Source organism: Kribbella sp. NPDC058693 (genome assembly GCF_042715335.1).
Lineage (GTDB): Bacteria > Actinomycetota > Actinomycetes > Propionibacteriales > Kribbellaceae > Kribbella > Kribbella jiaozuonensis.
In genome coordinates, this window is record NZ_JBHXSQ010000001.1 from 94,466 (window position 1) to 107,079 (window position 12,614).

11 protein-coding genes are annotated in these 12,614 nt (G+C 67.3%); 1 reads left to right on the forward strand and 10 read right to left on the reverse strand.

Annotated elements, in window-relative coordinates:
- Window positions 1-10: 10 nt before the first annotated feature.
- The 5 genes from ACFWUU_RS00470 to ACFWUU_RS00490 form a co-directional block, all read right to left on the reverse strand.
- Entirely contained in the window at window positions 11-454 is a 444-nt protein-coding gene (locus ACFWUU_RS00470) for a hypothetical protein (protein WP_380171457.1), read from the reverse strand.
- Window positions 455-1,201, reverse strand: a complete 747-nt coding sequence (dapB, locus tag ACFWUU_RS00475; protein ID WP_380171459.1) for a 4-hydroxy-tetrahydrodipicolinate reductase — start codon at window positions 1,199-1,201, stop codon at window positions 455-457. It lies immediately after the preceding gene.
- Between the two features lie 36 nt (window positions 1,202-1,237).
- Window positions 1,238-3,028 (reverse strand): hypothetical protein, encoded by a 1,791-nt coding sequence (locus ACFWUU_RS00480; RefSeq protein WP_380171461.1) that lies wholly within the window; start codon window positions 3,026-3,028, stop codon window positions 1,238-1,240.
- Between the two features lie 63 nt (window positions 3,029-3,091).
- Window positions 3,092-4,087, reverse strand: coding sequence for an ABC transporter ATP-binding protein (locus ACFWUU_RS00485; RefSeq protein WP_380171463.1), 996 nt, complete (start codon window positions 4,085-4,087; stop codon window positions 3,092-3,094).
- The gene (locus ACFWUU_RS00490; protein ID WP_380171466.1) at window positions 4,087-5,085 is read right to left on the reverse strand and encodes an ABC transporter ATP-binding protein; all 999 of its coding nucleotides are present in this window, start codon (window positions 5,083-5,085) and stop codon (window positions 4,087-4,089) included. The genes ACFWUU_RS00485 and ACFWUU_RS00490 overlap by 1 nt, the downstream gene beginning before the upstream one ends.
- A 107-nt stretch (window positions 5,086-5,192) precedes the next feature.
- Here ACFWUU_RS00490 and ACFWUU_RS00495 point away from each other — a divergent pair, with 107 nt between their 5' ends.
- The gene (locus ACFWUU_RS00495; protein WP_380171468.1) at window positions 5,193-6,389 is read left to right on the forward strand and encodes an RNA-guided endonuclease InsQ/TnpB family protein; all 1,197 of its coding nucleotides are present in this window, start codon (window positions 5,193-5,195) and stop codon (window positions 6,387-6,389) included.
- A 35-nt stretch (window positions 6,390-6,424) separates the two neighbouring features.
- On the opposite strand, the gene ACFWUU_RS00500 is transcribed toward ACFWUU_RS00495, so the two are convergent.
- The 5 genes from ACFWUU_RS00500 to ACFWUU_RS00520 form a co-directional block, all read right to left on the reverse strand.
- Complete coding sequence (locus tag ACFWUU_RS00500) at window positions 6,425-7,330, reverse strand: ABC transporter permease (protein WP_137254588.1); 906 nt, start codon at window positions 7,328-7,330, stop codon at window positions 6,425-6,427.
- Entirely contained in the window at window positions 7,323-8,249 is a 927-nt protein-coding gene (locus tag ACFWUU_RS00505) for an ABC transporter permease (protein ID WP_137254587.1), read from the reverse strand. Before ACFWUU_RS00505 ends, ACFWUU_RS00500 begins: the two co-directional genes overlap by 8 nt.
- Window positions 8,246-9,856, reverse strand: a complete 1,611-nt coding sequence (locus ACFWUU_RS00510; protein ID WP_137254586.1) for an ABC transporter substrate-binding protein — start codon at window positions 9,854-9,856, stop codon at window positions 8,246-8,248. The genes ACFWUU_RS00505 and ACFWUU_RS00510 overlap by 4 nt, the downstream gene beginning before the upstream one ends.
- A 291-nt stretch (window positions 9,857-10,147) precedes the next feature.
- Window positions 10,148-11,830 (reverse strand): ATP-binding cassette domain-containing protein, encoded by a 1,683-nt coding sequence (locus ACFWUU_RS00515; RefSeq protein WP_380171470.1) that lies wholly within the window; start codon window positions 11,828-11,830, stop codon window positions 10,148-10,150.
- A 142-nt stretch (window positions 11,831-11,972) separates the two neighbouring features.
- A complete protein-coding gene (locus ACFWUU_RS00520; protein WP_380171472.1) occupies window positions 11,973-12,590 on the reverse strand; it encodes a TetR/AcrR family transcriptional regulator in 618 nt (205 codons plus the stop codon).
- Window positions 12,591-12,614 lie beyond the last annotated feature (24 nt).

Below are 12,614 nucleotides of genomic sequence, written 5' to 3' on the forward strand. Positions count from 1 at the left end.
CCCAAGTAACTCACGAGGTCTTGTCGTGCTGGGAAATCGCCGCTCGCATGGTCGCGCGGGCGCGTCTGCGGTCTCCCGCTGCGTCGTACGCGGTCGACAACCGGAACCATACCCGCCAGTCGTCAGGAGCCGCCTCCGCCTCGGCCCGGTACTTCCCGAACGCCTCGTCCGCTGCCGCTCGATCGATCCGCCCGGACGGCCGCCGCGGCAGATCGTCGACCGGCAGACCACCCGACGCCTCCAGCTCACGCGCCAGTACTTCGGTCTGCCGGCCGAACTGCAGCTCTCGCCACACCAGATACGCACCGAGCACCGGGATGACGAGCACGGCGATCCCCAGCACGATCGCGACCGGATCACCGGTCCCGATCAGCAGCACCCCGCGCCAGCCAAGCAGAACGGCATACGCGACGAAGACGATCGCGAGCAGGATCGCCGTCCGCTTGGCACTCATCTAGGCGAGGTCCATGAAGTGCTCGAGGCCGACCGTGAGGCCGGGGGTGCTGCCGATGCGGCGTACGCCGAGGAGGACGCCGGCCATGAACGACGTACGGGCCATCGAGTCGTGGCGGATCGTGAGGGTCTCCCCCTCGTCGCCGAGCAGGACCTCCTGGTGCGCGATCAGGCCGCGGAGCCGGACCCCGTGCACCCGGATCCCGTCGACGTCAGCGCCGCGGGCGCCGTCGAGGGCGGTCGTGGTCGCGTCCGGGATCGGCTTGGATCCGGCCTCACGGCGCGCGTCCGCGATCAGCTCCGCCGTACGGCGTGCGGTCCCGGACGGGGCGTCGACCTTGTCGGGGTGGTGCAGCTCGACGATCTCGACCGACTCGTAGTACGGCGCCGCCTTGGCGGCGAACTGCATCATCAGGACGGCGCCGATCGAGAAGTTCGGCGCGATCAGTACGCCGGTGGACGGGCTGCTCGCGAGCTGCGACCGCAGCGTGGCCAGCCGCTCCTCGTCGAACCCGGTCGTGCCGACCACGGCGTTGATGCCGTGCTCGATGCACCACGCCAGGTTGTCCATCACGACCTCGGGCCGGGTGAAGTCGACGACGACCTCGGCACCGGCCTTGGTCAGATCGTCGAGCTCGTCGCCCTGGTCGAGCCGCGCGACCAGCTCACAGTCGGCGGCCTCCTCGACCGCGAGGCACGTCTGAGCGCCCATCCTGCCCTTGGCCCCCAGCACACCGACCTTGATCATGCGCACCCTTCCTGTCCGGATTTGTGGAACAGGATCTCATCCGCGCGACCGGGCGCCCCGCTCGGCCTTGGGCACCCAGACCTGCAGCCCGATCGTCTGCCGGGGCGGGGCGAGCTGTTGATAGTCGGCGTGGAAGTCCAGCCCGCACGACTGCAGTGCGGTGATCTCCGAATCCGAGATCTGCCGGTTGAGGATGATCAGCGGCGCCCGCTCCGGACGTCCCTTCCGGCAGACCTCCTCGATACCGGCCGCGGTCCGGGCACGCTCCGCCGGCGCGATCCACGCCTCGCCGAGCGGCCTGCCGCCAAGGATCAGCACCAGGCCGGCCATCTTGTCGAACGCCAGCATCGGGCGACCGCCCGGCTCGGTGTACGGCCTGAGGTCGGCGGCCAGCTGGCTGTAGTTCTCCTCGGCCGCCGGCGACAGGTACAGCCCCTTCAGGGCAGGCAGCTTCGACGCCGCGGTCAGCTGCGAGTGCCCGACCGAGCGGTACGGATACCGGAACAGCCCGGTGTAGGCGATCGAGGCGGTCGCGACCAGCGAGCCCACCAGGACGAGTCCGAGCGTCACGCGCGCGACGATCGGCGTGGCCCAGATCCCGGTCAGCACCGCGATCATCACCGCGGCCCAGGCGGCGAACGCGTTGAACCCGATCGTGTAGAGCGCAGTGTTCGTCCCGAAAGCCTGCACGAGCGGCAGCAGCACGAGCAGGCCGAGGATCACCCAGGTCCGCGTGTTCTCCCGGCTCAGCCGCGAGCACTCGGTCACGCCGAACCGGTGCGCGATCACGGCGCCGGCGGCAGCGACAACGGCAACAAGTACGGCGGCCAGGAGCGTCACGGCGTACGTCGCGGTGTGCTGCGATCCGCCGATCGCGCCGCCGTCGACGACAACTCGTCGTACGGACAACACCAGCGCGACGAGCGCCAGAACGGCGGCGGCGAGGCGGAGCCAGCGCCAGCGGGCGATCACGGTGAGCGCGGTTGCGAGCAGCAGGAGGCCGTGGGCGCGCAGGGTCTGACCGAGCAGTTTGATCCCGCTCGACCAGTAGAACTGCAGCAGTTCGGTCGGCGAGTACGACGTACCCGCGATGAACCTGTTGACGGTCAGGATGCCCGGCACCGCGACGTTCAGCCGGACCACGAACAGCTGGACGACGAGCGCCACGACGGCGACCCCGCCCAGCGCGAAAAGGATGCCTCGGGCAACGGCCCGCCAGCTCTGACCGGCCAGTACGACGACCGCGGCGAGGACGATCAGCCCGATCACCACGACCGAGGTCCACTTCGCCAGCACCATCATGCCGATCACCAGGCCGGCGACGACCGGCACCCAGAACGGCACCGGATCGCCGCGATCGACCGCTGTCGCCATCCACAGCACGCAGGACACCAACGTCAGCGCGCCGAGCAGGACCACATCGTTGTACCCGGGCGACTGCGGCAGCCAGGCGTAACACATCCCGCCGGCGGCCAGGATGATCGCCATCCCGGCGACTTCCCACAGCTTCGTCGCGGGCATCCCCGGCCGCCGCCCGCGCAACCAGCGCATGAAGCTGTAGCCGAAGAGCAGATGGACGACGATCACCGTGAACAGCCGGAACAGCCGCAGCCGGTCGATGTTGTACCCGAACCACTCGAAGATCGGCCCGTACAGGTACTGCACACCGGTCAGCGCCAGCGGATTGCTGTCCCACCAGCGATAGGACAGCAGGTAGTAGCCCTCGTCGGTGATGTCGAAGCCCTCGTTGGCGGCCCGGCCGGCGGTCACGATCCACCACGCCGCCAGCCCGCCGGCGACCACGATCACCCCTACGAGCAGCACCATTCGCCTGCTCGCCGAGGAAACACCCACGGCCGCCACCCTAGGCCATCACTCAACAGCTATTACTCACGCCGGGGAGTAGGCGGTCTGCGCATCCTCGGCGAAATGGCACGAAACGGTCTGCCCCGAGCGGATCTGCCGCAACTCGGGTACGTCGGTGCTGCACCTGGCCTCGGCCCGCAGGCAGCGGGTGTGGAACCGGCATCCGGACGGCGGCATCACCGGCGACGGCGGGTCACCGGCGAGCACGATCCGCTCGCGGCCCTTCCGGGCCAGACCGGGCTCCGCGGACAGTAGCGCCTGCGTGTAGGGGTGCGCGGGAACGTCGTACACCTGCTGGTGCTGGCCGAGCTCGGCGACCTTGCCGAGGTACATCACCGCGACCCGGTCGGAGACGTGCCGGACCACGGACAGGTCGTGGGCGACGAAGATGATGCTGAGACCAAGCTCACGCTGCAGCCGCATCAACAGGTTCACCACCTGGGCCTGGACCGACAGGTCGAGTGCCGACACCGGCTCGTCACACAGCAGTACGTCGGGGTTGAGCGCGATCGCCCGCGCGATGCCGATCCGCTGCCGCTGGCCGCCGGAGAACTGGTGCGGGAACTTCGTCTCGTCCTCGGGCCGCAGGCCGACCAGCTCGAGCAACTCGCGGACCCGGGTCCGGATGTCGAGGCCCCTGCCGACGTCGGGGTGGACCAGGAACGGCTCGCCGACGATCTCGCCGACCCGCATCCGCGGGTTCAGGCTCGAGTACGGGTCCTGGAAGACGACCTGGACGTTGCGCCGCCAGCGCCGCAGCTCGCGGCCCCTCAGCTTGCTGACGTCGACACCGTTGTACTCGATCTGCCCGGCGGTCGGCTTCTCCAGGGCGGCGAGCAGCCGGACCAGCGTGGACTTCCCGCAGCCGGACTCACCGACGATGCCGAGCGACTCGCCCTTGCGGAGCGTGAGGTCGACACCGTCGACGGCGCGGACCAGGGTCTTGGCACCGAAGTTCAGCGCCGGGCTGATGTCGTAGTGCTTCACGACATTCGTTGCCACCAGCAACTCGTCGGCCATCAGACCGCCTCCTTCTCGGCGAGCGTCGTACGGCGGATGCAGGCAGCGTCACGTCCTGGTGCGACCGTGAGCAACGGCGGAATGTCGCGCGCGCAGTCGTCGATCGCGATCGGGCACCGGGTCCGGAACGCGCAGCCGGACGGGATCGCGCGCAGCGACGGCGGCGTACCGGGGATCGTCGGGAGCTCCTGGCCCTTCAGATCCGCCGACGGCATCGAGCCCAGAAGCCCTTCGGTATAAGGGTGAACAGGATGCTCGAGCGCCTCCGCCGTCGCGGCGCGCTCGACGACGTGCCCGGCGTACATCACCACGACGTTGTCGGCGACGTCCGAGACCACGCCGAGGTCGTGGGTGATCAGTACGACGCCCATCTGACGCTCGGCCTGCAGCTCCGCGATCAGCTCGAGGATCTGCGCCTGCACGGTCACGTCGAGCGCCGTGGTCGGCTCGTCGGCGATCAGTACGTCGGGATCGAGCGCGAGCGCCATCGCGAGCATCACGCGCTGCCGCATACCGCCGGAGAACTCGTGCGGGTAGTCGTTCACCCGCTTCGCCGCGGCCGGGATCCGCACCTGGTCGAGCATCTCCGCGGCCTTCTTCATTGCGTCCTTCTTGGACAGGCCACGGTGCACGCGATAGCACTCGGCGATCTGGGTGCCGACCGACTGGACCGGGTTCAGCGCGGACAGCGAGTCCTGGAACACCATCGTGATCCGGTCCCCGACGATCCGCCGGCGTTCCTTGGTCGTCATCTGGATCAGGTCGGCGCCGCGGTACTCCGCCGTACCCGTCAGGATCCGGCCGGGCGGCATCTCGAGGATCCCGGTCAGCGCCTGGGTCGAGACACTCTTCCCCGACCCGGACTCGCCGAGGATCGCAAGGGTCTCCCCCGCGCGCACCTGCCACGAGACGCCGTCGACGGCGCGTACCGGCCCGCGCGGAGTGTCGAATTCGACGGTGAGGTCTTCGACCTTGAGCAGTACTTCGCCAATAGTCATCGGCCTGGTCGCAGCGGGACCACGCCATTCAGGGCAAGGGGAAACCGCCGCTCCCTCCCTTCTGGCATCGGGGCAAAATGTCGGCGCATGCTGATTGGGTATTTGGCGTGTCCCGGTTCCGGATGTACCCGACCTCGGCGCAGGACGCTGGTTTGCTCGAGCAATGCGCGCATGCCCGGTACGTGTGGAACCTGGCCTTGGAACAATGGTCGATGTGGACGCGCGACAAGCCGCCGACGCCTGGGTACCTCGATCAGGCGCGGCAACTGACCGAAGCACGAGCTGCGTTCGGCTGGCTGCGGGCGGGGTCGCAGACCGTGCAACAGCAAGCGCTGCGCGACTTCGACCAAGCCACAAAGAACTTCTACTCCGGTACCCACCGGCGACCCACCTGGCGCAAAGCAAGCCTGTGCAAAGGATTCCGCATCGTCGGCCATCAAGCGTCCCGCGTTGTCAAACTCAACGGGAAGTGGGCCGCCGTCAACGTCCCGAAGGTCGGATGGGTGCGATTCAGGCTGTCTCGGGCCGTACCCGACGCGAAGTCCTACCGCATCACATGCGATCGGAGAGGTCGCTGGCACATCGCGTTCGCCGTCATCCCGCAGCCTGTCCCCGCACCAGGCACCGGCAAGGTGATCGGCGTCGACCGAGGCGTTGCCGTCTCGGCCGCCCTGTCCAGCGGTGAGCTCCTGACCTGTCCTGGACTCTCTGAACGCGAACTCGAACGGCTGAAGCAACTGCAACGCCGCCTTGCCCGGTGCCGCGACGGATCCCAGCGGTGTCGGCAGGTGAGAGCCTCGATCGCCAGACTGCATGCTCGGGCTCACGACCGTCGCAGGGACTGGGTGGAGAAGACCACCACCGACCTGGCTCGACGCTTCGATCTCATCCGCGTCGAAGACCTGCGGATTACCCAGATGACCAAGCGACCGCAACCCAGACATGACCCCGAACGACCGGGCACGTTCGTGCCGAACGGTCGCCGCGCCAAAGCCGGGCTCAACCGAGGAATCCTCTCCAACGGCTGGGGGCTTCTGGTACGTCGTTTGCAACACAAGGCCGCCGGCCGCATCGAGAAAGTCAACCCTGCGTACACATCGCAGACCTGCAGTGTCTGTAGGCATTGCGCGCCGGAGAACCGTGAGAGTCAAGCGGTCTTCCGATGCGTAGCCTGCGGGCATCGGGCCAACGCGGACGTGAACGCAGCCGTTAACATCGCGGCCGGACGGGCCGTCAGCGCACGTCGAGAGACGCCAGTACGGGTCTCGCCGAAACGTGAACCTCAACGCGCTACCTCCGCGTAGTAGTTGGAATCCCTGACTTCGAGCCGGGGAGGACGTCAACGCAGCAACTTCGGGTCGAGGGCGTCCCGGATCGAGTCGCCGATGATCATGAACGAGATCGTCATCGTGGAGATGAACAACGCCGGCCAGATGAACAGGTGCGGGGTGTCGCGGTACGACGCGGCCACGCCGAACTGCGAACCCCACGAGATCGACGGCGGCTGCAGACCGACGCCGAGGAAGGTCAGCGCGGCCTCCAGTCCGACCATCCCGCCGATGCCCAAAGTGGTCATCGCCAGCAGCGGCGCCATCGCGTTCGGGAACACGTGTTTGCGCAGGATCCGCAGCGGCGGCGCCCCGATCGACCGGGCCGCGAGCACGTACTCGCGGTTGCGGACCGAGAACACCGTCGCCCGCATCAGCCGCATACCGCCCGGCCAGCCGATCAGGAAGATGACGCCGACGATGATCCAGATGCTCCGGTTCTGGACGGAGTTCAGGATCACGATCAGCACCACGATGCCCGGGATCGAGAACAGTACGTCGGCCGTCCGCGAGATCAGGCCGTCGACGAAACCCGGGAAGTACCCCGCCAGCAGGCCGAGCGAGCCGGCCAGGATGAACACGCCGAAGCTCGCACAGATGCTGACCAGCACCGACGGGCGGGCGCCGTAGATGACGTTGGCGAAGTAGTCGCAGCCCTGGATGTCGAAGCCGAACGGATGCCCGGGACCGCGGCCCTGCCGGCTCTTGGCGAGCTCGCAGAACCGCGGATCGGCGGACGTGAACAGCTTCGGCACCGCTGCCATCGTGAAGAACGTCAGCAGCAGCAGGCTGCACAGTACGAACTGCGGCTTACGCAGCAACGCCCGCAGCAGCTCGCGGTTGGACAGGGTGCGGCCGTCGCCGAGCTCCTGCGCCTCGGCGCCGACGGCCGCGGTGATCTGTTGGACGTCAGACATTGCGCACCCTCGGATCCACGACGCCGTACAGCACGTCGACCAGCAGGTTGATCACGATGAACGAGATGAAGGCCAGCGTCGACAGCAGCACCACGACGCCGCCCTCCTTCAGCTTGATCGCCTGGAACATGAACTGGCCGAGCCCGGGCAGGTTGAAGATGCTCTCGGTGATGATCGCGCCGCCGAACATGCCGGCCAGGTCGAGACCGATGAACGTGATCACCGGGAGCAGTGCGTTCGGCAGGATGTGCCGCCACAGCACCCGCTGCTCCCCCAGGCCCTTGGCCCGCGCGGTCTTCACGAAGTCCGCGTTGACCGTCTCCACGATCGACGTCCGCAGCAGCCGGGCCAGCCCGGCGAACCCGAGGACGCCGATCACCAACGCAGGCAGCAGATACGACCTCGGGAACCCTTCGAGCACACCCGACACCGGGAACCATTTCAGCTCGACCCCGAACAGGTACTGCGCGGCGAAGTACGCCACCAGCCCGGGGACCGCGAGCAGTACCAAGGTTGTCAGCAGCAACGACCGGTCGACCCAGCCGTTGCGCTTGAACCCGGCGTAGATGCCGAAGAACAGCCCGAGCGTCCACTGGAACGCGTTCGCCAGCAACGTCAGCTTCAGCGTGACCGGGATCCGCAGCCGCAGCTGGTCGGCGATGTCCGCGCCGGCGAACGTCGTACCGAAGTGGCCGGTGAGGATGTCCTTCATGCTCAGCAGGTACTGGACGATGAAGGGGTCGTCGAGGTGGAACTGGGCCCGTTTGGCCGCCAGTACGGCCGCCGGGATCGGCTTGTCACCGGCCAGCTCACGCAGGGGGTCTCCGGGCATCGCGAAGACGAGCGCGTAGACCCCCAGCGTGACGACCAGTCCGATCGGGATCGCCGCGAGGACGCGGCGAGCGACGAATCGAATCACTTGAACGTGGCCCAGAGCGCCGAGACACCGACGTACTTCGACACCCGCGGCTCGATCTTGGCCGAGTGCAGGTACGCGTTCGACTTGGTGTACAGCGGGATCAGCGGCATGTCCTCGAGCGCGATGTCCTCGGCCTGCTGGTACAGCTTGATCGCCTTGTCCTGGTCCGGCTCGGCGTCGCCCTTGGCCAGGACGGCGTCCAGCGCCGGGTTGCTGTAGCCGGCGAAGTTCGCGTCACCGTTGGACTTGAACATGGGCGTCAGGTAGTCCTCGATCGACGGGTAGTCGTGACCCCAGCCGCCGAACCGCAGACCGTCCAGCTTGCGGCTGTCGGCGAGCTCGGTGATCTCCGACCCCTGCTTGCCGGTGTACTTCACCTGCAGGCCGAGGTTCTGCCGGAGCATGTTGCCGATCGCCTCGGCGAAGATCTGCCCGGTCGCGGACGTGGTGCTGTAGCTGATGTTGACGACACCGGAGAAGCCGCCGGCCGCCTGCAGATCGGCCTTCGCCTTGCCGGCGTCGAAGTCGCAGTACTTGCAGGCGTCGGCGCGGTAGCCGTTGATGTCCGGCGCGATCAGGCCCTTGGCCGGGTCGGACAGGCCGACCAGGTCGGCGAATGCCTTGCGGTCGATCGCCTCCGAGAACGCGTGCCGCAGCTTCGGGTTCTTGTACCGCGCGTCCCAGGCCGGGAACACGAGGTAGTTCGCACCGGAGCTGACGCTGGTCACCCACTGGTCCGGCGCGTCGGTCTTGAAGCTCTTGACCTTGGTCGACGGCACGTCGGTGAAGTCGACGTTGCCGGCCAGGAACTCGTTGTACGCCGTGTCCGCGTTCGGGATGAACCGGTACGTGATCGAGTCGGCCTCGGGCGCGGCGGAAGCCTTGTAGCCGTCCCACTTGGCCAGCTTGATGTCGTCACCGGCGTTCCAGTCGGCGGCCAGCTTGTACGGGCCGTTGCCGATCGGCTTGCGCTTGTAGGCGTCCGGGTTCTTCCGGACCTCCTCCGGCAGCGGGGCCAGGCCGAGGTACTGCAGGGTCAGGCCGAACTGCGAGAACGGCACCTTGAGCTTCACGGTGAAGGTCAGGTTGTCGACCTGCTTCAGGCCGCTGAGCGTCTTCACCGCGGTGGGCTTCGGCGTGGCGCCGTCCGCGGTCGGCGGGTTCAGCGCTTCGTACCCGTCGACCTTGGAGAAGAACCCGTTGTTCTTCCAGGCGTTCGAGCCCTCGGCGGTCATGTTCCAGCTGTCGACGTAGTCCTTCGCGGTGACGGCCTGGCCGTTCTGGAACGTGTTGCCGGGCTTCAGCTTGATGGTCCAGGTCTGGCTGGTCTTGTCCGGAGTGACCGAGTCGGCCATCACGTTCTGCAGCTTGCCCGTGTTCGGGTCCGTGGTCACCAGCGGGGCGAACATCGCCATCGCGATCTGGATGCCCGGACTGCCGTTCTCGTTCAGCGGGTTGATGTACTCCAGCGGGTCGGCGGCGATCGCGATGACTTCGCTCTTCGCGCCACCTCCGGAGCCGCTGTCGCTGCTCTTGCCGTCCCCACACGAGGCGAGCACCAGCGCTAAGCCGAGTGCCGCCCCCACTACCCCAGTCAGACGTCGCACGGTCAAACCAACTTCCTCGGCGGGAGGGCCGCTAGGCGGGCGGATCAAGCGTCATGGTTGCTGGTCGAAACTGCGCATGTCAACGTTGTCAGGCACAAAGCGGCGGCGCGTAACGTAGGCGTTACTTTGCCAAGACCTCAGATGACCAGCCGTTCCTCACGGCGCGAGCACACACTTAATCAGATCAGTCCGTCAGAGTCATCAGATGACAAGCCAGATCACAGCAATTTGGTCATGTGCTCACAAATGCTCAGTCTGCCCTGCACCGAGTATTCGAACGCTTGCACGCAGTTATTCGTGCTGCGCCGCGAACAGCCGGGCGAACCGGCCGGTTTGCCGCGCCATGAGTTCGGGGTAGGTTCCTTGCTGCACCACCGCGCCGCCGTCGATGACGTAGATGCGATCCATCTCACGCAACGTCCAGGCGCGGTGCGATACGACGATCGTGATGCGTGCTTGTTTGGTGCGGCGGAGGTCGGCGAAGATCTCGCGCTCGGCTTCCGCGTCGATGGCCGACGTGGGTTCATCGAGGATCCAGACGCCGGCGTCCCGCAGCCGGATCCGCGCCAGCGCAAGTCGTTGCCATTGGCCACCAGATATGCCGGTGCCGCCCCACTGCTGACCCAGCTGCGTGTCCAGGGACAGGCCGACCGCGAAGGTATCCGCGAGGGCGGCGTGCACGGCGTGGTCGCTCACCGGGTCCGGCGATCCCAGCGCCACGGCATCGCGGAGGGTGAACTCGAAGCGGCCGAATTCCTGTACCAGCAGGCCGAAGTACCCGAGCCTCTCGGCCTCGGTCAGGTCCGCTGCATCCTTGCCGTCGATCAGCACCCGTCCGCAGTCCGGACTCAGGCTGCCGACGAGCAGGTTGATCGCGGTGGACTTCCCCGCACCGTTCACGCCGACCAGCGCGACGAGTTCGCCGCGGCGCGCCTCGATGCAGACGTCCTGCAGCACGGGTGCTTCGCCGTACCGGAAGCTGACATGCTCGAGGGCGATTGATTCTACCTGCGGTACGACGGTCTGGCGCGCTGCGGGCGGCACGCTGTCGACGAAACGCCTGTAGATCATGGCTTGCGGGGCCGCCGTCACGATGCTGCCGAACGCATACCCACACTGGCGGATCGCGTTGAGACCAGTGATCGTACCGGCAACCGCGGCGGCGGCCGCTCCCCCGTTGGCGCCACCGCCCACGAGTGCTATGAGCGCTCCACCGAAGAGCAAGACGGTGACGACGGCCGCGACCAGCTCGAAGTTCATCGCTGTTCTGATCATCCGGTCGAGGACGTGAGTCGCCTGCGTCCGGCTGTCGGCGATCAGGTCGGCAACCTTCCACCCGGATCCGAGAACGGCGAGCTCGGTGCCTGAGCGCTGCTGGATCAGTTGTTCGGTCGCGTACGCCGCCGCGCGCTCGTGCTCGCCGACCCGCGGCCACCCCTTCGCCTCCATCCGCGAGATCAGCGTGAACGCGAGCACGGTCGGCACCAGCGCGGCGAGCACCAACAGGCCGGACAACAGGTTGATCGACGCGATCGCGATGCACAACAGCACCGACGTGACCGCCGCGCTCAACACCTGCACCGGCTTGCCGGCGACATCACTCATGGGATCCGTGGCGGACTGACTCGCCTCCAGATCCCTGACCACATCCGGCTCGGCCAACCGACTCGGACTCAACCGCGCCGCCACGTGCGCAAGCTCAACGCGATAGTCGAGCCTCAGCCGCAACATCATCCGCTGACCGGCGATGTTCGACACCTGGGTGATCGGGTACATCGCACCGACCACGACGGTCAGCCCCAGCAGCGGTCCCCAGGTCCCACCGCCGTCGACCAGCGAGCGGATCAGCACAACCTGCGCACCCGGCAGAAACGCCAGGACCAGTTGCACCATCGAGTACGCCGCCAGCCACCCCGGAGCAACCCGGACGGCATCGACCAACGACGTGCGGGCAGTACGAAACGCATCCAGCACAAGGATCCTCTTCCACGCAGAGCAGGCCGGAGCCGCGCCCATGAGCGCAGCTCATCTCAGCCGTCAAATGCGTGTCATCCCTGAATCGGGCCCCGCCCGTCCAGATGGGATCCAGTGGCAGATCACGTTGTGACGCAGGACTTTACCGGGGTGGAAGGAGCTGTGTCACGAGCGCGTCCGCGGTCCACTGCTCCCAGCGCGCCGGCGACCAGCCTCGACGCGTGGTGAAGAACTGGTACATCTCCGGGCTCTGCAGAGCGAGCGCGATATCGGTCGCCATCGCCACATCGAGCCCGCCGCGGAACGGGGTCTTGCCGGCGAGGGCGGTGATGAACCGCTCCATCACGACGGCGCGCTGGGCGTTGTTGGTCATCCACAGCTCGTGGATCTCGGGATCTCCCGGCGCAGCATGCGCGACGACCTGGAGAACCGGCGCGACCCGCTCGTAGATCTCCCGGGCGATCCCCGCCAGCTCATGCAGTTGCGCCACCGGATCAGGGTTGTCGATCGCCGCCACCACCCGAGGCCGGTCGAGAGTCGGCACCGGCTCGTCGTCACCGGCGACCGCGACGTCGAGCAACTCACTGAGCAGCGCGCGCTTGGTCCGGAAGGTGAAGTACAGCGTCTGCACCGCCATCCCGGCCTCGTCGGCGATCGCCTGCATCGACGTCGCGGAGTACCCCCGGCTGGTGAACAGGGTCTGCGCCGCGGTCCGCATCCGTTGCCGGTTGGCCTGCGCCTTCTCCGCTCGCGTGCTCATGACCGGCAGACTACCAGTTGACTA